Here is a 19,552-nt window from a genome sequence, read left to right as displayed (position 1 = left end):
TGCCGCCCCGGTCGGGGGCGGCATCCGGTTCATCGACACAGGGTGGTGATCAGCGCGCGATCTCGCGAACGACCTCGCCCTGCGGGGTGACTTCCAGCGTCACCTCGTCCCCGTCGGGGTTCGTCGCGTCGACGGTCAGACGCTCGCCATTGGCGCGAACCGAACCGAGGTCCTGATAGCCCGCGGCCTCGAGATCGCCGGTCAGGGCATCGGCGTCGATCTGGGGCGCGCGATCGCCGCGCGGGCCCTTGCCGTCCTTCATGTGGTCGCCGCGCATGTGATCGCCATGGGGACGCCCGCCATGATCGCGGTCGCCATGACCCCGGCCGTCGCGGCCCTCGGGGCCCTTGCGGTCATGGCCGTGCATCTCGCCGCGATCACCACCACGGCGCATGTCCGGACGACCTTCGTCGTCACCGCGGCCGAAGCGCATCACGCGACCGGTTTCGTCGAAGGCCGCGCGGACATGATCGCCATCGGCATCCTGACCGCCGATCGCCACGCCTTCGCGCATCATGCGGATGCCGGCAATCTGTTCGAACTGGTCCAGGATCGGATTGTCGCGGACGGCCTGGGGCAGCAGGCTCTCGATGGCCTCGTCGGTCAGGAAGGCGTCCTTCTCGGCGCGCAGGCCCATCAGTTCGCCATCCTCGTTCAGCATGGCCTCGATGGTGGTGCCGTCCTCCAACGCGCCGGTGACGCGCTGGCCGCGGCGGGCGTCCTCGACCGACGTGTCGCTCAGGTTCAGCGACTGCAGGGCCTCGGGCAGGTCGGTTGCCTCCTGTGCGCTGGCCATGCCGGACATGACCGGGGACAGGCCCATCAGGGTGACAAGGGCGGCCGAGGTTGCGAGCGTGCGGATATTCATCGTGTACTCCTGCTTTCGTCTTCAGGCCGGGGGTATCCCGGCTGCACGAATCGGTTCTAACCGTTCGGGGCCGAACGGAACGCCAATGTCCCGTTTGGTTTCCATTGGGGCGCGCACCGTATAAATGGAACGATGAAAACCGCGATCCTCATATCATGCCTGCTGCTTGCGGGAATTCCCCAGGGCGCCACCGCCCAGGGGGTCGCGCCTTCCTTCGACAACACCCTGACCGAGGATTGGGACACGGGCTTCCGCCCCCTGCCCCTGCGCCGGATCGCCACGACCGTGATGTCGCGATACCAGGGTCGGCTGATCGCGGTGGCCACGGTGCCCCCCTCGCCCGAGGAAGCGCGGCTGGGATCGCAACTGGTTTACGAGCTGCGCCTGCTGACGCCGGCCCGCGACGTTCTGAATGTCCGGATCGATGCCGAAACCGGGCGCTTTCTGGAAGTGGCAGGCCGCGACCTGCTGGAGGCGCGCCGGAAGGGCCCGCCCCGTTACCCGAGGAAATGACCTTCGAATGCGTGCACTGATCGTCGAGGACGACCCCCAGCTTGCCGCCCAGCTTGCCGATGCGATGCGGCAGGCGGGCTTTGCCATCGACATGGCCGCCGATGGCGAGGAAGGCGAATTCCTCGGCTCGACCGAGACATACGACGTCGCGATCCTGGACCTGGGCCTGCCCGGAATATCTGGGCTGGAGGTGCTGACCCGCTGGCGCGATCAGGGGATCGGCATGCCCGTGCTGATCCTGACCGCGCGTGGCGACTGGACCGACAAGGTTGCCGGGTTCCGCGCGGGCGCGGATGATTACGCGGTCAAGCCGTTCCGCCTGGACGAGGTGGTTCTGCGCGCCCAGACCCTCATCCGCCGCGCCGCGGGCCATTCGCGCCCGGTCATCACCGCGGGCAGCCTGCGCCTGGATGCCCAGCTTGGTGTCATCACCCGCGACGGCGTGGCGCTGAAGCTGACGGCCTTCGAGACCCGCATCCTGACCTATCTGCTGCATCACCACGACCGCATCGTGACCCGAACCGAGCTGAGCGAGCACCTCTACGAGGTGGATACCGACCGCGACTTCAAGTCGATCGAGGTCGTCATCGGCCGTTTGCGCAAGAAGGTCGGCGACGGCGTGATCGAGACCCGCCGGGGCGAGGGTTACGTCCTGCGCGGAACGGCCCCTGCGTGATGCTGCGATCCATTCGCGGTCAGCTTCTGGTTCTTGCCGCGGTCTGGCTGGGGGCGGCGCTGCTGGCGGCGTTCCTGTTCATATCCGGGCTGCTGGAGGGTTTCGTGACCGACCGCTTCGACGCCGAGGCACAGGCCGCGGCCGACAGCCTGATCGGGCGGCTCGAGGTGCTGTCCGACGGCCGGATCGAGCTCGAGGGCATCCCTATGGCCGCCAATTACGACCTCCCCTTTTCGGGGTGGTATTGGCAGGTCGCGGCCGATGGCGTGCCGGTCGCGCGGTCGCTGTCGCTGCTGGATGCACGGCTGGACGGACCGGGCGGCAACCTGACCGGCGCCTCGGGGCTGGATGCCGATGGCGCGGGTCTGCGCATCCTGCGCCAGGAGATCACGCTGCCCGACAGCGATGCGCTGATCGCGGTGACGGTGACAGCCCCCCATGCCGCCATCGACCAGAGCCTGCAGCAGATCACCCGTCCGCTGGCGATGGCGCTGCTGCTGCTCTGGGTGGTGCTGGCGGCGGCGACCGTCATCCAGGTGACGGCGGGCTTGGGCAGCCTTGGACGGCTGCGCCGCGACCTGGCGCTGGTGCGGGCCGGCAAGGCCGAGCGTCTTCCGCGCCCTTCGGTCACGGAACTGCGCCCGCTGGTGGACGAGATCAACGGCGCGCTGGATCAGAACGCGACGCTGCTGACCCGCTCGCGTCAGCATCTGGGCAACCTGGCGCATTCGCTCAAGACGCCGCTGGCGGCCCTGTCGAACGAATTGCCGCAGGATCACGACGGGCAGGCGCTGATCGCGCGCATGGACCGGCTGATCGGCTGGCATCTGCGCCGCGCCCGCAGCGCGGGGCCGCGCGTGCTGGGACAGCACACTCCCGTCGCCTCGGTGGTCGAGGATATCCTGCTGGTCCTGCGCTGGCCGATGGCGGAAAAGGGCATGGGCGCGGAAACCGTCACCGCCCCCGACGCGCAATTCCTGGGCGAACGGCAGGATCTCGAGGAGATGATCGGGAACCTGTGCGAAAACGCCGTCAAATGGGGCCGCAACCGGCTGCGCGTGACGGTCGAGGAACCCGCGGGCCACCTGATCCTGAAGGTCGAGGATGACGGCCCCGGGATGGACCCCGACAAGATCCCGCAGGCGCTGCGCCGCGGGGGTCGGCTGGACGAACAGGGCCCGCCGGGTGCGGGCCTCGGTCTTGCCATCGTGGCCGATCTGGCCGCGCTGCATGGCGGCCATCTGCGGCTTGAACGTTCCGATCTGGGCGGGCTGGCCGCGATCGTGGACCTGCCCGCCTGATGGGGCCTACAGCCCGTAGATCTGGCCGAACTTGGCCTCGAGGTAATCCAGCAGCGGCTCGGGCGACACGGATGCGCCCGACGCCTGCTCGATCACCTCGGCGGGCGGCATCAGCCCCCCGTGGCGCTGCACGTTCTCGCGCAGCCATTCCGTCGCGGGGGTCGCATCGCCTTCGGCCAGGGCCGCATCCAGATCCGGCACCGGATTGCGCAGCGCGCCGTTCAGGCAGCCCGCATAGACGTTGCCAAGCGCATAGGTCGGGAAATACCCGAACAGCCCCACCGACCAATGGACATCCTGCAGGATCCCGTTCGAGGGGCGATCGACCGCCACCCCGAAATCCTTGAGGACGCGGGCATTCCATGCCTCGGTCAGATCGCGCGTGTCCAGCCGCCCCGAGATCAGGTCGCGTTCCAGATCGAAGCGCAGCATGACATGCAGGTTGTACTGCACCTCGTCGGCCTCGGTCCGGATATAGCCGGGCGTGACGCGGTTCACCGTGGCATAGAACGCATCCGCATCCTTGATGTTCAGCCCGTCGAAGGCATGGGACATGCGGTCGAACAGCCATGCGGTGAAGGCGCGCCCCCGGCCCAGCTGGTTCTCGTAGATGCGGCTCTGGCTCTCGTGCACGCCCATCGACACGCCCCGCCCGAGGGGGGTGAAGGCGTAATCCTCGTCGATGCCCAGCTCGTAGCTGGAATGACCGACCTCGTGGATGGTCGAGTAGATGCAGTTGAACGGGTCCGTCTCCACCACGCGGGTCGTGATGCGGCTGTCCTGCCAGCGCCCCGAGCTGAAGGGATGGACCGCAAGGTCGATCCGGCCCCGCGTCCAGTCATAGCCGAAGGCCGTGGCGCAGGACCGGGCCAGACGCAGCTGCGTTTCCTGCGGGAAATGTCCCGACAGTGCCTGCGGCTGGTTTTCCGCCCCCAGCACGTCGTCGCGCAACGCGACCAGACGCGGCCGCATCGCATCGAACAGCGACGCGATGCGCGCTCCGGTCATTCCCGGTTCGTAATCGTCCAGCAGCGCGTCGTACAGATCGCCGCCATCGGCCAGCGCGGCGGCTTCCTCGCGCTTCAGCATCAGGACCTGATCCAGCGTCGGCAGGAAATCCTCGGGGGCCTCGTTCGCGCGGGCCTCGGCCCAGATCCCCTGAGCCAGCGATGTCAGCCGCGCAAGCTCGGAGGCAAGGCGCGCGGGGACGCGGCTGGTGCGGGCGAAATCGCGGGCGATCAGCTCGACCGCGCGGCGGTCGCCCTCGGTCTGGGGCTCGGCGGCCTCCAGCCATTCGCCCAGGCGCGGATCGGTGCGGCGTTCGTGCAGCACCTCCTCCATCGCGGACATCTCCTCGGCGCGCTGTTCGGCGGCACCGCGGGGCATGACCGTTTCCTGGTCCCAGCCCAGCCGCTCGGCCACCGAGGACAGGGCTTCGGTCTGACGCTGGAAGGTCAGCAGGTCGTCGAGTGCGCTCATTTCCGGACTCCTCGGATCGAGGTTTCGATGGGATAGCGGGCATGGTGACGCGCCCGCAGGATCATGGCGAACAGGACGACGGCGCCGAACTGATGCGCCAGCGCCAGCCCGAGGGGCGATGCATGGACGACGTTCATGATACCCAGCCCGATCTGGACCGCCATGGCGGCAATCATGACCGTGAATGCGCCGCGTGTCACCGGATGGGGCGAACGGCGTGCGCGCAGCCACACCACGACCGCGAAGATCGCGACAAGGTATCCGGTCATGCGGTGGATGAACTGCACCAGGGCCGGGTTCTCGAAGAAGTTGCGCCAGCCGAGGGTCGCATCCCAGATCGCGTCGGGGATCCATTCGCCGCCCATGGTGGGCCAGCCGGTATAGGTGCGCCCCGCGTCGATCCCCGCGACCAGCGCACCCAGCAGGATCTGCAATGCGGTCAGGTGCAGAAGGCCCGTGGACATGCCGAACAGCTTGGCCTCGCCCGCGCGGCGGGCGCGCATCAGATCGGCCTCGGATCGCGACAGCTGCAGGACGTACCAGGTGATCAGGCCCAGGATCAGGAAGGCGATGCCCAGATGCGTGGCCAGCCTGTAGGAGGCGACGCTGGTCATCCCCTCGACCAGGCCGGAACTGACCATCCACCAGCCGATCGCGCCCTGCAGCCCGCCCAGCACGCCGATCGACAGAAGCCGCGGCATCCATCCGGTCGGCACGCGCCGGGTCGCGGCGAAGAACAGCAGGCCCAATGCCCAGACAAGGCCCACCGCGCGGCCCAGCAGGCGATGCCCCCATTCCCACCAGTAGATCTGCTTGAACTCGGACAGGGTCATGCCCCGGTTCAGTTCCTGGTATTGCGGGATCTGCTGATACAGCGCGAATTCGGCATCCCAGTCGGCCGCGTTCATGGGCGGCAGCGCGCCGGTGACGGGCTTCCATTCGGTGATGGACAACCCGCTGTCGGTCAGGCGCGTGGCGCCCCCCACGACGATCATGGCAAGGACCATCACGAACAGCACCGCCAGCCAGGCCCGGATCGCGCGGCGCGCGCCGCGCGGGCGGGCATCGATCATGCCTTTGGTCTGGGCGGGCCGGCCGGCCTGCGGGTCCGAGACTTCCTGGAAGACAGGGCGCTTGGCCATCGCTTGCTCCTTTTGGCGCGGAGGTTATGTGGGGCTTACTTGCGGGTCAACTGCCGCAGCACGCCGTGCAGCACGCGGATGTCGCCGCGGGTCAACGCCAGCCGCGACCACATGTTGCGCATGTTCAGCCGCATCGACGCGGCCTTGGTTTCGGGGAAGAAGAAGCCCGCGGCCTCCAGCTTCTCCTCGTAATGGTCGCCCAGGCGCTCGATCTCGACGCGATCGGCGGGGGTCTCGCTGTCCTCGCGGCGGCCATGGGGGTTCGGTTCGGGCGGCAGGATGTCGCGCCCGTATTCGTACCCCATCAGCAGGACCGCCTGCGCCAGGTTCAGCGACGGGAATTCCGGGTTCACCGGCACCGTGACGATGGCATTGGCGCGCGCGATGTCGTCGTTTTCCAGGCCCGTGCGTTCCGGCCCGAAGATGATGGCGCTGCGCCCTTCGCGGGACCGGGTGTCGGCCATCGCGGTTTCGGGCGTGAAGACGGGCTTGGTCAGCTCGCGGCCACGCGCGGTGGTGGCATAGGCGTATTCGATGCCCTCCATCGCCTCGGCCAGCGTCGCATAGACCTTGGCACGGTCCAGCACCTTGCCCGCAGCCCCCGAGGCCATCGCGACGGCCTTGGGGTTTGGCCAGCCGTCGCGCGGCTCGACCAGCCGCATCTCGGTCAGGCCGAAGTTCAGCATCGCACGCGCAGCCGCGCCGATATTCTCGCCCATCTGCGGGCGAACGAGGATGATGACGGGATTTCGATCCATTTGCATGGCTCAGGCATCTAGTGCGTCTGGCGGCGGCGGGCAAGCTGCGCTAGATGCGACAGAAAGGAGATGCAGCATGACCGATGCCCCGCAACTGTACCTGATGACGCCGGCCGGAGCACAGGCATCCGCGCTCGGCCCCCTGCTGACCGAGGTGATGGACCGCTTCGCCCCCGCCTGCCTGCGCATCCGCGGCGGCGCCGAAGAGGACGAGCTGGGCCGCCTGGCCGATCTTGCCCGTGAAATCGCCCATGCCCGCGACGTGGCCGTCGTGATCGACGATCACGTCAAGCTGGCGCAGCGCCACGGGCTGGACGGCGTGCATCTGACCGACGGCGCCCGCGCGATCCGCTTTGCCCGCAAGGAGCTGGGCGCCGATGCCATCGTCGGCTGCTTCTGCGAATCGTCGCGCCACGAGGGCATGACCGCCGCCGAGAACGGCGCGGATTACGTCAGTTTCGGCCCGGTGGGCGAATCGGCGCTGTATCGCGGCGAACCGGCGACGCTGGACCTGTTCCAGTGGTGGTCCGAGATGATCGAGGTTCCGGTCGTGGCCGAGGGTGCGATCACCAGCGAGCTGCTGTCGCAGCTGTCGCCGGTGTCGGATTTCATCGCCATCGGGGCCGAGATCTGGACCCAGGACGACCCGGCGGCCGCCCTGTCCAAGCTGTGGGTCTGATCACATGAGGACGGGCGTGCGATCGCCCGTCACGAAACGCCGCAGCACCGCCGGATAGAGGCGGTGCTCCTGCACCAGGACGCGCGCGGCCAGCGCGGCGGCATCGTCGCCCGGCATGATCGGCACGTTCGCCTGACCCAGGATCGGGCCCGCATCCAGTTCGGGGATCACCTCGTGGACGGTGCAGCCCGCCTGCGCATCCCCGGCCTCGATCGCGCGGGCATGGGTGTTCAGCCCCGGATATTTCGGCAGCAGCGACGGGTGGATGTTCAGCATCCGCCCGTCGAAGCGCTGCACGAAATCCGGGGTCAGGATGCGCATGAAGCCCGCAAGGCAGATCACATCGGGCGATGCCGCCATGATCGGCCGCAGCAGCGCATCCTCGAAACCCTCGCGGTCGCCGCGGAAATCGCGGTGATCGACCGCCGCGGTCGGCACGCCAAGCCCAGCCGCACGGGCAAGCCCGCCCGCCGCCGGATCATTCGAGGCGACGAGGACCGGCCGCGCCGGATGGTCGCCCGTCATGTCCTCGACCAGGCGGAGCATGTTCGACCCCCCGCCCGAAATCAGGATCGCAACGCGGATCACGCAAGCGCGCCCGAATAGCGGATGCCCGCACCCTCGGTGACGGTGCCGATGCGGGCGACGGTCTCGCCCTCGGCCTGCAGCAGCTCGGTCAGCGCATCGGCCCGATCCGCCCCGACCGCGATGACCATGCCCAGGCCGCTGTTGAAGGTCTTGAGCATCTCGGACTGCTCGATATTGCCGGCCTGGGCCAGCCAGCCGAAGACGGGCGGCAGCGACCAGCTGGACAGGTCGATATCCGCGCCCAGATCCTTGGGCAGCACGCGGGGCAGGTTCTCGGTCAGGCCGCCGCCGGTGATATGGGCCAGCGCATGCACGCCGCCCGCGCGGATCGCGGCCAGGACGGGCTTCACATACAGGCGCGTCGGCACCAGCAGCGCCTCGCCCAGGGTGGTGTCGGCAAAGGGCGCGGCATCAGCCCAGCCCAGACCCGCGCGGTCCGCGACCTTGCGCACCAGCGAATAACCGTTGGAATGCACCCCGTCCGACGCCAGGCCCAGCAGCACATCGCCCGCAACGACGCCCGCAGGCAGCGCGGTCCCGCGCTGCATCGCGCCCACGGCAAAGCCCGCCAGGTCGAAATCGCCGTCGTGATACATGCCCGGCATCTCGGCGGTCTCGCCGCCGATCAGGGCGCAACCGGCGGCCTTGCAGCCCCGCGCGATGCCTTCGACGACGCGCGCGCCCTCGTCCACCGACAGCTTGCCCGTCGCGAAGTAGTCGAGGAAGAACAGCGGCTCGGCGCCCTGGCACACGAGGTCGTTCACGCACATGGCGACCAGGTCCTGCCCGATGCCGTCCAGATGGCCCGTGTCGATGGCGATGCGCAGCTTCGTGCCCACGCCGTCGGTCGCGGCGACCAGCACCGGATCGTCGAATCCCGCGGCCTTCGGATCGAACAGCGCGCCGAAGCCGCCCAGGGCGTCCATCACGCCCGACCGCTTCGTTGCCGCTGCGGCAGGCTTGATACGTTCGACCAACGCGTTCCCGGCGTCGATATCGACCCCTGCATCGCGATAGCTGATCCCTTTGTCACTCATGGCGGCCCCCGGCTGAATTTGGCCCCCGATAGCCGATGCCCGCCCGCCAAGCAACGCCCGAGGGCGCTTGACCGCCCTGATCAGTCGCATTAACCCGTTGCCACCTGATGGGCCTGTAGCTCAATTGGTCAGAGCAGGGCGCTCATAACGCCTTGGTTGGGGGTTCGAGTCCCTCCGGGCCTACCATCGGGTTTCCAGATCCGCGCCCTTGGCGTGCCGCATCGCAGCGGTGCGATCGGTGGCCCATGGACTTTACAGCCCCGCCACCGCGGCCTAATCCCTTCCCATCCGGCATCCGAAGGGGGCGACATGGCAGATCAGCAACGCAAGCTGGAACAGGCGGCCCGCGCGGCCTGGCTGGCCCATGTCGGCGGCCTGACCCAGGACGAGATCGCGGCCCGCATGGGCGTCTCGCGCCAGAGCGCGCAGCGTCTTGTCGCGCAGGCCATGTCCGAAGGGCTGGTCAAGATCCGCATCGATCACCCCTTTGCCGACTGCATGCAGATCGCAAGCGATCTGTGCGCACGCTGGAACCTGTCCTTCTGCGAGATCGCGCCCGCGGACGCGCCTGCGGACGGCGTGTCGCACCAGCTGGCGGCGGTGATGGAACAATGGCTGCGCCGCACCAAGCCACTGACCCTTGCGGTGGGGACCGGCCGGACATTGCGCGCGGCCATCGCACGGCTGCCCCATATCGATTGCCCCCAGCATCGCATCGTGTCGCTGACGGGCAACATCGCGACCGACGGATCGACCGCGGCCTACAACGTCCTGTTCTCGCTCTCGGACCTGGTGACGGCGCGCAGCTTCCCGCTGCCGGTGTCGGTGGTGCTGCCCGAAGGCGACACGCGCGCGGCGCTGCTGGCCCAGCAGGGCATCACCCGCGTGATCGAGATGTCATCCGAGGCCGAGGTGGCCTTCGTGGGTGTCGGGCGGATGGACGACGCCGCAGCCCTTCTGGCCGACGGTTTCGTGGATGAAAGCGATCTGGCACGGCTGCGCGAAGCGGGCGCCCTGGGCGAGATCCTGGGCTGGGCCTATGACGCCCAGGGTCGCCTGATCGAGGGGCTGTCGAACGACCGCGTGGCCTCGGCTCCGATACCCCCGCGCGACAGCACCCTGGTGATCGGCGCGGCGCATGGGCGCGCCAAGCTGCCCGCGATCCGCGCCGCCCTGCGGGGCGGGCTGATCAACGGGCTGGTGACCGACGCCGATACGGGCGCGGCGCTGCTGGATCAGGACCGCGCAGCGGGATAAAGCGCGCGGAACCGGGCCAGCCCCTCGGCATAGGCCGGGACGAGGGCCGGGTCCGGCGCGATCTCGGCGGCGATGGCGGGCGGCAGGCAGATCTCGGGGCCGGCACCGGTATCGGCCATCAGACCCAGCCGCGCGGCGCCGAATGCGGCACCGTAATCGCCCCCTTCAGGCAGCAGCACCGGCAGGTCCAGCGCATTGGCGATGCTGCGCAGCCAATAGTCGGACCGCGCCCCGCCGCCAAGCGCCAGCAGCGCATCGGGCCCTGCCCCGGCCTGCCGCAGCGCATGCAGGTTGTCGGCCAGCGCGAAGGCCACCCCGTCCAGCACCGCGCGCGTCAGCGCCTGCGGCCCGGACGATGCCCCCAGACCCGCCAGAAGCCCGCGCACCTGCGCATCGTTATGCGGCGTCCGTTCGCCCGACAGATAGGGCAGGAAGATCTCGGGGCCCGGGGCCGCCTGAGGGCCCAGATCGCGCGTCAGCTCGGCCGGTCTGATGCCCGTGACACCCGACAGCCATTCCAGCGCCGCCGCCGCCTGCAGGATGACGCCCATATGGTGCCACATGCCCGGTGCCGCGTGGCAGAAGGCGTGCACCGCCGTTTCCGGCGCGGGCAGGAACCGGTCGGTGGCCGCGAACAGCACCCCCGAAGTGCCCAGGCTGACGAAGCCCTGCCCCGCCCCCACCGTGCCCGCCCCGATCGCCGTCGCGGCATTGTCGCCCGCACCGCCCGCGACCGTCACGGGACCGTCGACGCCCCATTCGCGGGCCAGCGCGTCGCGCAGCATTCCCGACGGCGCGGACCCCTCGACCAGCGCGGGCATCTGGTCGCGCCGCATCCCCGAGGCCGCCAGCAGGTCGTCCGACCAGTCGCGCCGCCCGACATCCAGCCAGCTGGTCCCCGAGGCGTCGGACATCTCGGACACATGGCCGCCGGTCAGCCACAGCCGCAGGTAATCCTTGGGCAGCAGCACACTGGCCACGCGATCGTGCAGGTCGGGTTCGTGCCGCGCCATCCAGACCAGCTTGGGGGCGGTAAAGCCCGGAAAGACGATGTTTCCCGACAGGTGCCGCATGACCGGCATCGCATCCAGCTGCGCCGCCTCGAGGTGCGCGCGGGTGTCGTTCCACAGGATTGCAGGACGCAGCACGCGGTCCTGGGCATCCAGCGTGACCGCGCCATGCATCTGCCCCGACAGGCCGATCCCGCGCAACCCCGCCAGCCCGTGATCGCGCGCCAACTGCGCGATCGCGCCCTGCGCCGCCGCGATCCAGTCGGCAGGATCCTGTTCGGACCAGCCGGGATGGGGCCGCCGGACGCCAAGCGGCATGGTCGCCGATCCGACGACCCGCTGATCCGCATCCATCAGCAGCGCCTTGACCCCCGAGGTCCCCAGATCGATCCCAAGATACATGCGCTACTCCCTCGACATTTCCATGATCTCGGCGCGGTGTTCCTGCATCCGCAGGAAGATGCGCCAGTCGCGTTCGCGAAGCGCCTGCGCCGCCCGGGCCGGACGGGTGACCTGCACCTCGCGGTGAAACCTTGTGCGGGCGGCGCGGATGCCGCCCAGATGCGGCGCGGCGGCGGCGATGGCCGTGCCGCGCAGGACCGCATCCTCGGGCTGCCAATGGATATCGGCCCCCGTGACATCGGCATAGAGCTGCCGCAGCAGCGCGGACCGCGCCTGCCCCCCGGCCATCGCGATCCGGCCCGGGGCGATGCCCATATGCCCGATCACCTGCCGCGTCCCCAGGGCAATTCCCACCGCCGTCCGCCAATAGAGCGCGTCCAGCCCGTCCGCCCCCGTGGCCATCCCGTGGATCACGCCCCGCATGGACGGATCGGCGAAGGGCGCGCGATTGCCCTTGAGGTCGGGCAGCACATGCAGCCCCGGTTCGGGTTCGGGATGGGCCGCGATGCGCGCCAGGATCGTCTCGTGCGTCTCGGGGCCGGGATAGAGCCTGCGGATCTGTTCCAGCGTCGCGCCGGTCGCGGATTGCCCGCCCTCGGTCACGGATTCCTCGGGCAGGATCGCCCCCGGATAGGGCCCCCACAACGCGGGCGCCTGCGCCACCCCCGGCGCCATCACGCAATTCGAAGTCCCCGCGATCAGCGCGGGCATGTCCGGCGCCGCCCCGAGAGCCCCCGAGAACGCGTCGATCAGCCCGACCGCCACCACGCAGCTGCGATCCAGCCCCAGTTCTGCCGCGCCGCGCGCCGATAGCGGCCCGATCGCCGTGCCGGGGGGCAGCACCTGCCCCGGCAGCGACAGCGCGCCAAGCCCCAGCATGTCCATAAGATCGACCGCCCAGCCGCGTTCCGGCAGATAGGGCCACTTGGACGCCGCCGCACAGAGCGACCGCGCCGTGCCCCCCGTCGCCCGCCAGGCAAGGTGGTCGCACAGATCGCGGATGCCCGTCATGGCGTTCCAGATGTCGGGGCGGTGGCGGCGCAGCCACATCAGCTTGGGCGTCTGCATCTCGGGCGAGACGCGCCCGCCCGCGCGGGCCACGACCGGGTGGTCCAGCGCCGACATCTCGGCCGCCTCGGCGACGGCACGGTGATCGTGCCAGGCGATGACGTCGGGCTCCAGTCCCTCGGCCTCGATCACCAGCGAACAGGTTGCATCGAAGGCCAGCGCACCCAGATCGGCAGGGCTGGCGCCCGCCATGCGGCGCGCCTCGGACAGGGCCTCGGCCACGGCGTTCCAGATCTCCGAGAAGACGAAATCGGCCTGCCCGCCGGGGCTGCGATAGGTCTCGAACCCGCGGCTTGCCCTTGCGACCAGATGCCCGTCGGGGGTGAACAGCCCCGCGCGGGCGCGGGCCGATCCGACATCGACGGCAGCGATCAGCATGGAACGGTCCCCCTCAGCCCAGCCGGGCCAGAGTGTCGGGCAATTCCGCCGCGCTTTCAATCATTGCATGGGGTTTTTCGTCCGCAAGACGCGTGGCAAGACGCGCGGGCGCGGCATGGCTGCCACCAAGGAAGCCGATGACGCGCATCCCGGCCGCATGGGCCGCCCGGACACCCGCCGGACTGTCTTCGAGGACGGTGCAATCGCCCGGCGCGACGCCCAGCCGCTGCGCGGCCATCAGGAACAGGTCGGGCGCGGGCTTGCCGTTGCGCACCTGCACCGCGGAATAGACGTGATCGCCGAAAAGCGGCTTCAGCCCCGTCACGCTCAGCGACAGGCGCAACCTGTCGGGCGCGCTGGACGAGGCGACCGCGATCGGCAGGTTCAGCCCCCCGATCGCATCGGCAATGCCCGGCACCGGCTGCAGGTCGCGCCGGAACCGGCAGGCAAGATCGTCCTGGAACCGTGCAACATGCGGCGTCAGATCGACGCCGTGCTCCTCGAACGCGGCATCCAGGATCTTCTGGAAGCTCTGCCCGAGGAAGCTGTCGTAGATGCGCGACGCGTCGATGGGCAGGCCGAGCCGTTCCATCATCGTCACGATCTCCTCGACCGCAAGGGGCTCGCTGTCCACAAGCACCCCGTCGCAGTCGAAGATCACGGCATCGGTCACGAGATCACCCTTCGATATAGGTCCGCAGCGTCGCCTCGGCCCCCTGTTCCCACAGCATCCCCAGCCATTTCGCGAAGGGCTCGATCAGGCGCGGATCGGTGCCGGTATCGCCGTAGATATCGGCCATGGCCAGCCATTGCGCAGGATCGTGACGGGCCTCCTGGGCTACGCGGGTCAGGCGGTCCCAGGACGGATCGTTGGGCGCGATGACCGCACCGCCATCCGTGGTTCCCGCGCAGTAGCGGCACCACAGCGCGCATTCCAGCGCCAGGCCGTCCACCGGCAGATCCCGGGCCAGCCGGTCGCGGATCGTCGGGATGATGAATTTCGGCTGACGGTTCGACCCGTCGAGGCACAGCCTGCGCACCGTGTCGGCGATCTTGGGGTTCGCGCAGCGTTCCTTGACCTTGGCGAAATAGGCCGACAGATCGGTTTCGGGCACCGGCGGCACGACCGGGATCACCTCGGAGGTCTCGACCTTTTCCAGGAAGTCGGACACCAGCGGCTCCTGCATCGCCTCGTGGACATACTGGATGTCCAGAAGCCCCGCCGCATAGGCCAGGATCGCATGGCCGCCGTTCAGGATGCGGATCTTCATCATCTCGTAGGGGGTGACGTCGGGCACGAACTGCACGCCCACCTTCTCCAGCGCGGGGCGACCGGCGGGGAAGTTGTCCTCGAGCACCCACTGGATGAAATCCTCGGCGAAGACGGGGGTTTCGTCCGCGATGCCGAATTCGCTGCGGATCATCGCCCGTTCGCGGTCGCTGGTCGCGGGGGTGATGCGGTCCACCATGCCGTTCGGGAAGGCCACGTTGGCGGCGATCCATTCGGCCAGTTCGGGGTCCGACAGGCGCGCGGTCTCGATCACGGCCTCGCGGGTGACGACGCCGTTATGGGGAATGTTGTCGCAGCACATCACGGTGAAGGGCTGACGCCCGTCGCGGCGGCGTGCGGCAAGGCCCGCCACCAGCATCCCGAAGACCGTGCGCGGCACATCGGGGTTGTTGCCGTCATGCACGATGGCCGGGTGGGTCACATCGAAATGCCCGGTATTGGCATCGATGAAGTAACCGCCCTCGGTGATGGTCAGGCTGGCGATGCGGATGGCCGGATCGGCCAGCTTGGCGATGATGGCCTGCGCGTCGGCGGCCGGCAGGTGGTCGGTCATCGCGCCGATGACGCGCGCCTCGGCGGTGTCGGCCGTCTGTTCGACGACGGTGAACAGGCAATCCTGTGCCAGAAGCACTTCGCGCATGCGGGCATCGGTGGGCATGACGCCCGCACCGACGATGGCGAAGTCATGCCCCTCGCCCGTGTTCATCAGCTGGTCCAGATAGACCGCCTGATGCGCACGGTGAAAGTTCCCCAGGCCGAAATGCAGGATGCCACCTGTCAGTTCGCTGCGGTCGTATTGCGGCACTGCCGCGTTGATCTGCGACAAGTTCGCGTCGCAAAGTCGGATCGGGTCGTTCATATTGCCAGCCCTTCGGCGTCGAAGCGGTAGATGCGGCCTTCCTCGGGGGTCAGCCAGACTCGGTCGCCGTGCCGCGCGGCGAATTCGCCCTCGGCACGTGCGATGATATGGGTCCCGTCATCCAGATCGACATGGAGGAAGGTATCGGAACCCAGATGCTCGGCCACGCCGACGGTGCCCGCGAAGGCCCCTTCGGTCAGCGACATGCGGAAATGTTCGGGACGCACGCCGATGGCATGGGCGCCATGGCCGGCCGCGGCCTTGCCTTCCAGGAAGTTCATGTTCGGGCTGCCGATGAAGCCCGCGACGAACCGGTTGGCGGGGCTGCGATACAGCTCCAGCGGGCTGCCGACCTGCTCGACCCGGCCCGCGCGCAGCACGACGATCTTGTCGGCCATGGTCATGGCCTCGACCTGGTCGTGCGTCACGTAGATCATCGTGGTCGCCAGCTTCTTGTGCAGCTCGCTGATCTCGACCCGCATGCCGACGCGCAGCGCCGCATCCAGGTTCGACAGCGGTTCGTCGAAAAGGAAGGCCGAAGGTTCGCGGACGATGGCACGGCCGATGGCCACGCGCTGACGCTGGCCACCCGACAGCTGACCCGGCTTGCGGTCCAGATAGTCGGTGAGGTTCAGGATCTTCGCCGCATGTTCGACGCGCCGGTTCTGTTCATCCTGGTCCATCCGCGACATCTTCAGCGGGAAGGTGATGTTCTTGCGCACCGACATGTGCGGATAGAGCGCGTAGCTCTGGAACACCATGGCAAGGCCGCGACGCGCCGGGGCGTGTTCGGTGACGTCCTGCCCGTCGATCATGATCTGACCGCCGCTGACATCCTCGAGCCCCGCGATCAGGCGCAGAAGCGTGGACTTGCCGCAGCCCGAGGGGCCGACGAAGACGACGAACTCGCCGTCCTGGATGTCCAGGTCCACGCCCGGGATGACTTCGATATCGCCGAATGCCTTGCGGACATTGCGAAGGGTAATGCTGCCCATCAGGTTTCCCCCTTATTTCACCGCGCCGAAGGTCAGGCCGCGGACAAGTTGTTTCTGGCTGAACCAGCCCATGATCAGGATCGGCGCGATGGCCATGGTCGAGGCGGCGGAAAGCTTGGCCCAGAACAGACCCTGAGGACTGGAGAAGGATGCGATGAAGGCCGAAAGCGGCGCAGCATTCGTGGTGGTCAGCTGAATGGTCCAGAACGCCTCGTTCCAGGCCAGGATCACGTTCAGCAGCAGGGTGGACGCGATGCCCGGAATGGCCATCGGCGTCAGGACGTGCACGATCTCGTCGCGCAGGTTCGCCCCGTCCATCCGCGCGGCCTCCAGGATCTCGCCCGGGATCTCGCGGAAGTAGGTGTAGAGCATCCAGATCACGATCGGCAGGTTCATCAGCATCAGGATGATGACCAGGCCGGTGCGGGTATCCATCAGCCCCGTGCGCAGGAAGATCAGGTAGATCGGGACCAGCACGGCGACCGCGGGCATCATCTTGGTGGACAGCATCCACATCAGGATGTCCTTGGTCCGCTTGGTGGGCGAGAACGCCATGGCCCAGGCGGCCGGGATGGCCACGATCAGCGCGAGGATGGTCGAGCCGATCGCCAGGATGACCGAGTTGATGAAGGGCCGGATATAGTCGTTCTGCGTCTGCACCTCGCGATAGCTTTCCAGCGTCAGCGACGGGATCAGGTCGAAGCCGGCGATGGCCTCCTGCTCGGTCTTGAAGCTGGTGATCACGGTATACAGGATCGGGAAGAAGATGATCAGGGCGACCACCCATGCAGCGACGGTATAGGCGATCCGGGTGCGTGTCTTGACTGCGCGTGCCATGGGATGCTCCTCAGTCCAGGTTGCGGCCGACGGCGCGCATCAGGAAGATCGCGACGAAATTGGCAAGGATGACGGCGATGATGCCCCCGGCGGCTGCGCCACCGATGTCGAAGTTCAGACGGGCCGCGCGATAGATCAGGTAGGTCAGGTTCGTCGAGGCATTGCCCGGACCGCCATTCGTCGTCACCAGGATCTCGGCATAGATGCCCAGAAGGAAGATCGTCTGGATCAGGATGACCACCGTCATGGCACGCGACAGGTGCGGCAGCGTCAGGTGGATGAAGCGCGACACGGGGCCTGCGCCGTCCATCTCGGCCGCTTCCATCTGTTCGCCGTCCAGCGACTGCAGCGCGGTCAGCAGGATCAGCGTCGCGAAGGGCAGCCACTGCCAGGCCACGATGATGATGATCGAGGTCAGCGGATATTGCGCGAACCAGTCGATCGGCGCCTGCCCGAAGAACTTGGCAAGATCCGCGAAGACGCCGTAGCTGGGATGCATGATCATGTTCTTCCAGATCAACGCGGCCACGGGCGGCATCACGAAGAAGGGCGAGATGATCAGGATGCGGACGATCCCCTGCCCGAAGATCGGCTTGTCGATCAGCATCGCGATGGCCGTTCCCAGCACCACGGTGATCGTCAGCACGCCCAGCACGAGGACCAGGGTGTTCCTGACCGCGTCGAAGAAGGCGGGATCGGTATAGAAGTAGCTGTAGTTGAACCAGCCGGCCCAGCTGGTGCCGGCGGGGTTCAGCAGGTTGTAGTTGAGGAAAGAGTAATACAGCGTCATCGCCAGCGGCACGAGCATCCAGATCAGAAGCAGGATGATGGCCGGGGCGCGCATCAGCCGCGCAAGGCTCTGGGTCTGGCGGGTAGCCATGGCGAGGGTCCTTCGGGTTCAGGCGAATGGTCGTATCGCGCCGCCCCCGGAGGAGAGGGGGCGGCGCGGCGTCGCGCAAGCTTACTTGATATAGCCTGCGCGCGTCATTTCGCGGGTCACGTTGGACTGCGCCGCGTTCAGTGCGTCATCCGCCGACATCTGGCCTGCCAGCGCCGCCGAGAAGGTCTGCCCGACCGCCGTGCCGATGCCCTGGAATTCGGGGATCGCGACGAACTGGCCACCGGTATAGGGGATGTCCTGGACCGAGGATTTCTGCGTGTTTGCAGCATTCATCGATTTCAGGGTCATCTCGGCGAAGGGTGCCGCTTCCTGGTACTCGGCGTTCTCATAGAGCGAGGTGCGCGTGCCCGGAGGTGCCGCGCGCCAGCCCTGTGCCTCGGCGATCGAGGCGGTATAGTCCTTGCTGGTCGCCCAGGCGACGAACTTCTGCGCGGCCTCGGGCTGCTGGCTGGATGCCGGGATCGCCAGCGACCATGCCCAGAGCCAGTTGCCGTGGTTGTCCACGCCTTCCTTGTTCGGGAACTGCGCGAAGCCCACGCTGTCGGCAACGGTCGAATCGTCGGGGTCGGTCACGAAGCCCGCGGCGACGGTGGCATCGATCCACATGCCGCACTTGCCCTGCTGGAACAGCGACAGGTTCTCGTTGAAGCCGTTCGAAGACGCGCCCGGAGGACCGTAATTGTTCATCAGGTCCAGATAGTCGGTCAGCGCGGCCTTCCATTCCTCGCTGTCGAACTGGGGCTGCCAGTCGGTGTCGAACCAGCGCGCGCCATAGCTGTTGGCCATGGCCGTCAGCATGGCCATGTTCTCGCCCCAGCCCGGCTTGCCGCGCAGGCAGATGCCATAGATCTCGGCGTCTTTGTCGGTCATCGCCTCGGCGGCGGCCCGGATGTCGGCCCAGGTCGGGCTCTCGGGCATCTCGACGCCGGCGGCTTCCACCAGGTCGGTGCGATACATCACCATCGCGCTTTCGCCATAGAACGGCGCGGCATAGAGCGTGCCGTCGACCGACAGCGCCTCGCGCACGGCGGGCAGCAGGTCGTCAACGTCGTATTCCTCGGGCATCTCCAGCGGGGCAAGCCAGTTCTGCTTCGCCCAGATCGGAACCTCGTAGGTGCCGATGGTCAGCACGTCATACTGCCCGCCATTGGTGGCGATGTCGGTCGTGACGCGCTCGCGCAGGATGTTCTCCTCCAGCGTGACCCATTCCAGTTCGATATCCGGGTTCGCCTCGGTGAAGGGCGCGGTCATCTGCTGCATGCGGATCATGTCGCCGTTGTTCACGGTCGCGATGGTCAGCGTCTCGGCCATAACGGGTGCGGCAAGCGCAGTCATGGCGCTGGCGCCCATCAGGACGCGCAAGGTCTTTCCGGTCATTTGAGTCCTCCCTGTGTCGGCATTGCTTTTGCTAAACCGATGGGCAAATGCTCACATACTCGGGATCGCTTGTCAAGAAATGCGAAGGGCCCCGCACGCGAAAGCGGCGGAGCCCTTGTTAAGGCGGCAGATTTTT

General features: G+C 67.9%; 19 protein-coding genes and 1 tRNA gene. 6 read left to right on the top strand and 14 right to left on the bottom strand.

Translation table 11 applies throughout. The annotated features are described in order from the left end of the window. Window positions 1-49: 49 nt before the first annotated feature. A complete protein-coding gene (locus KO490_RS11765) occupies window positions 50-868 on the bottom strand; it encodes a hypothetical protein (protein ID WP_216019592.1) in 819 nt (272 codons plus the stop codon). A gap of 132 nt (window positions 869-1,000) precedes the next feature. Here KO490_RS11765 and KO490_RS11760 point away from each other — a divergent pair, with 132 nt between their 5' ends. The 3 genes from KO490_RS11760 to KO490_RS11750 are packed head-to-tail and all read left to right on the top strand — an operon-like array spanning window position 1,001 to window position 3,358. Further along, window positions 1,001-1,381 (top strand): PepSY domain-containing protein, encoded by a 381-nt coding sequence (locus KO490_RS11760; RefSeq protein ID WP_216019591.1) that lies wholly within the window; start codon window positions 1,001-1,003, stop codon window positions 1,379-1,381. Between the two features lie 7 nt (window positions 1,382-1,388). Then, complete coding sequence (locus KO490_RS11755) at window positions 1,389-2,057, top strand: response regulator transcription factor (protein ID WP_216019590.1); 669 nt, start codon at window positions 1,389-1,391, stop codon at window positions 2,055-2,057. Beyond that, a complete protein-coding gene (locus KO490_RS11750; RefSeq protein ID WP_216019589.1) occupies window positions 2,057-3,358 on the top strand; it encodes a HAMP domain-containing sensor histidine kinase in 1,302 nt (433 codons plus the stop codon). The genes KO490_RS11755 and KO490_RS11750 overlap by 1 nt, the downstream gene beginning before the upstream one ends. 6 nt (window positions 3,359-3,364) lie before the next feature. Here KO490_RS11750 and KO490_RS11745 read toward each other — a convergent pair whose 3' ends face one another. The 3 genes from KO490_RS11745 to KO490_RS11735 are packed head-to-tail and all read right to left on the bottom strand — an operon-like array spanning window position 3,365 to window position 6,737. Further along, on the bottom strand, window positions 3,365-4,837 hold the full coding sequence (locus KO490_RS11745; RefSeq protein ID WP_216019588.1) for a carboxypeptidase M32: 1,473 nt from the start codon (window positions 4,835-4,837) through the stop codon (window positions 3,365-3,367). Further along, window positions 4,834-5,979 (bottom strand): heme A synthase, encoded by a 1,146-nt coding sequence (gene ctaA / locus KO490_RS11740; protein ID WP_216019587.1) that lies wholly within the window; start codon window positions 5,977-5,979, stop codon window positions 4,834-4,836. The genes KO490_RS11745 and ctaA overlap by 4 nt, the downstream gene beginning before the upstream one ends. A 35-nt stretch (window positions 5,980-6,014) precedes the next feature. Next, window positions 6,015-6,737: an RNA methyltransferase gene (locus tag KO490_RS11735; protein WP_216019630.1), complete on the bottom strand. Its 723-nt coding sequence runs from the start codon at window positions 6,735-6,737 to the stop codon at window positions 6,015-6,017. Between the two features lie 76 nt (window positions 6,738-6,813). On the opposite strand from KO490_RS11735, the gene KO490_RS11730 reads away from it, so the two are divergent. Beyond that, entirely contained in the window at window positions 6,814-7,416 is a 603-nt protein-coding gene (locus KO490_RS11730; protein ID WP_216019586.1) for a thiamine phosphate synthase, read from the top strand. On the opposite strand, the gene purN is transcribed toward KO490_RS11730, so the two are convergent. Further along, a complete protein-coding gene (gene purN / locus KO490_RS11725) occupies window positions 7,417-8,004 on the bottom strand; it encodes a phosphoribosylglycinamide formyltransferase (protein ID WP_216019585.1) in 588 nt (195 codons plus the stop codon). It abuts the gene before it with no gap. Then, window positions 8,001-9,041 (bottom strand): phosphoribosylformylglycinamidine cyclo-ligase, encoded by a 1,041-nt coding sequence (purM, locus tag KO490_RS11720; RefSeq protein WP_216019584.1) that lies wholly within the window; start codon window positions 9,039-9,041, stop codon window positions 8,001-8,003. The genes purN and purM overlap by 4 nt, the downstream gene beginning before the upstream one ends. A gap of 109 nt (window positions 9,042-9,150) precedes the next feature. On the opposite strand from purM, the gene KO490_RS11715 reads away from it, so the two are divergent. Together KO490_RS11715 and KO490_RS11710 are read left to right on the top strand one after the other, a co-directional pair. Further along, a tRNA-Ile gene (locus KO490_RS11715) sits at window positions 9,151-9,227 on the top strand. A gap of 123 nt (window positions 9,228-9,350) precedes the next feature. Further along, complete coding sequence (locus KO490_RS11710; RefSeq protein ID WP_216019583.1) at window positions 9,351-10,298, top strand: sugar-binding transcriptional regulator; 948 nt, start codon at window positions 9,351-9,353, stop codon at window positions 10,296-10,298. Here KO490_RS11710 and xylB read toward each other — a convergent pair. The 8 genes from xylB to KO490_RS11670 form a co-directional block, all read right to left on the bottom strand. Then, the gene (xylB, locus tag KO490_RS11705) at window positions 10,277-11,710 is read right to left on the bottom strand and encodes a xylulokinase (RefSeq protein WP_216019582.1); all 1,434 of its coding nucleotides are present in this window, start codon (window positions 11,708-11,710) and stop codon (window positions 10,277-10,279) included. The genes KO490_RS11710 and xylB overlap by 22 nt on opposite strands. A 3-nt stretch (window positions 11,711-11,713) precedes the next feature. Further along, complete coding sequence (locus KO490_RS11700; protein WP_216019581.1) at window positions 11,714-13,156, bottom strand: FGGY-family carbohydrate kinase; 1,443 nt, start codon at window positions 13,154-13,156, stop codon at window positions 11,714-11,716. A gap of 13 nt (window positions 13,157-13,169) precedes the next feature. Continuing rightward, the gene (locus KO490_RS11695) at window positions 13,170-13,829 is read right to left on the bottom strand and encodes an HAD family phosphatase (RefSeq protein WP_216019580.1); all 660 of its coding nucleotides are present in this window, start codon (window positions 13,827-13,829) and stop codon (window positions 13,170-13,172) included. A gap of 4 nt (window positions 13,830-13,833) precedes the next feature. Next, window positions 13,834-15,306, bottom strand: coding sequence for a mannitol dehydrogenase family protein (locus KO490_RS11690; protein WP_216019579.1), 1,473 nt, complete (start codon window positions 15,304-15,306; stop codon window positions 13,834-13,836). Next, the gene (locus tag KO490_RS11685) at window positions 15,303-16,301 is read right to left on the bottom strand and encodes an ABC transporter ATP-binding protein (RefSeq protein ID WP_216019578.1); all 999 of its coding nucleotides are present in this window, start codon (window positions 16,299-16,301) and stop codon (window positions 15,303-15,305) included. Before KO490_RS11685 ends, KO490_RS11690 begins: the two co-directional genes overlap by 4 nt. A gap of 12 nt (window positions 16,302-16,313) precedes the next feature. After that, a complete protein-coding gene (locus KO490_RS11680; RefSeq protein WP_216019577.1) occupies window positions 16,314-17,138 on the bottom strand; it encodes a carbohydrate ABC transporter permease in 825 nt (274 codons plus the stop codon). A 10-nt stretch (window positions 17,139-17,148) separates the two neighbouring features. Continuing rightward, window positions 17,149-18,018, bottom strand: a complete 870-nt coding sequence (locus KO490_RS11675; protein WP_216019576.1) for a carbohydrate ABC transporter permease — start codon at window positions 18,016-18,018, stop codon at window positions 17,149-17,151. An 81-nt stretch (window positions 18,019-18,099) separates the two neighbouring features. Then, the gene (locus KO490_RS11670; protein ID WP_216019575.1) at window positions 18,100-19,416 is read right to left on the bottom strand and encodes a sugar ABC transporter substrate-binding protein; all 1,317 of its coding nucleotides are present in this window, start codon (window positions 19,414-19,416) and stop codon (window positions 18,100-18,102) included. Window positions 19,417-19,552: the final 136 nt, after the last annotated feature.

The organism is Paracoccus sp. C2R09 (genome assembly GCF_018860625.1).
Lineage (GTDB): Bacteria > Pseudomonadota > Alphaproteobacteria > Rhodobacterales > Rhodobacteraceae > Paracoccus.
Note: the sequence above shows the minus strand (reverse complement) of the source record. Positions and strands in the feature narration are given on the sequence as shown.

Excerpts from the sequence above, each read along its gene's own strand:
- KO490_RS11765 (WP_216019592.1), bottom strand. The coding sequence starts at position 868 with ATGAATATCCGCACGCTCGCAACCTCGGCCGCCCTTGTCACCCTGATG.
- KO490_RS11760 (WP_216019591.1), top strand. The coding sequence starts at position 1,001 with ATGAAAACCGCGATCCTCATATCATGCCTGCTGCTTGCGGGAATTCCC.
- KO490_RS11755 (WP_216019590.1), top strand. The coding sequence starts at position 1,389 with ATGCGTGCACTGATCGTCGAGGACGACCCCCAGCTTGCCGCCCAGCTT.
- KO490_RS11750 (WP_216019589.1), top strand. The coding sequence starts at position 2,057 with ATGCTGCGATCCATTCGCGGTCAGCTTCTGGTTCTTGCCGCGGTCTGG.
- KO490_RS11745 (WP_216019588.1), bottom strand. The coding sequence starts at position 4,837 with ATGAGCGCACTCGACGACCTGCTGACCTTCCAGCGTCAGACCGAAGCC.
- ctaA (WP_216019587.1), bottom strand. The coding sequence starts at position 5,979 with ATGGCCAAGCGCCCTGTCTTCCAGGAAGTCTCGGACCCGCAGGCCGGC.
- KO490_RS11735 (WP_216019630.1), bottom strand. The coding sequence starts at position 6,737 with ATGGATCGAAATCCCGTCATCATCCTCGTTCGCCCGCAGATGGGCGAG.
- KO490_RS11730 (WP_216019586.1), top strand. The coding sequence starts at position 6,814 with ATGACCGATGCCCCGCAACTGTACCTGATGACGCCGGCCGGAGCACAG.
- purM (WP_216019584.1), bottom strand. The coding sequence starts at position 9,041 with ATGAGTGACAAAGGGATCAGCTATCGCGATGCAGGGGTCGATATCGAC.
- KO490_RS11710 (WP_216019583.1), top strand. The coding sequence starts at position 9,351 with ATGGCAGATCAGCAACGCAAGCTGGAACAGGCGGCCCGCGCGGCCTGG.
- xylB (WP_216019582.1), bottom strand. The coding sequence starts at position 11,710 with ATGTATCTTGGGATCGATCTGGGGACCTCGGGGGTCAAGGCGCTGCTG.
- KO490_RS11700 (WP_216019581.1), bottom strand. The coding sequence starts at position 13,156 with ATGCTGATCGCTGCCGTCGATGTCGGATCGGCCCGCGCCCGCGCGGGG.
- KO490_RS11690 (WP_216019579.1), bottom strand. The coding sequence starts at position 15,306 with ATGAACGACCCGATCCGACTTTGCGACGCGAACTTGTCGCAGATCAAC.
- KO490_RS11685 (WP_216019578.1), bottom strand. The coding sequence starts at position 16,301 with ATGGGCAGCATTACCCTTCGCAATGTCCGCAAGGCATTCGGCGATATC.
- KO490_RS11680 (WP_216019577.1), bottom strand. The coding sequence starts at position 17,138 with ATGGCACGCGCAGTCAAGACACGCACCCGGATCGCCTATACCGTCGCT.
- KO490_RS11675 (WP_216019576.1), bottom strand. The coding sequence starts at position 18,018 with ATGGCTACCCGCCAGACCCAGAGCCTTGCGCGGCTGATGCGCGCCCCG.
- KO490_RS11670 (WP_216019575.1), bottom strand. The coding sequence starts at position 19,416 with ATGACCGGAAAGACCTTGCGCGTCCTGATGGGCGCCAGCGCCATGACT.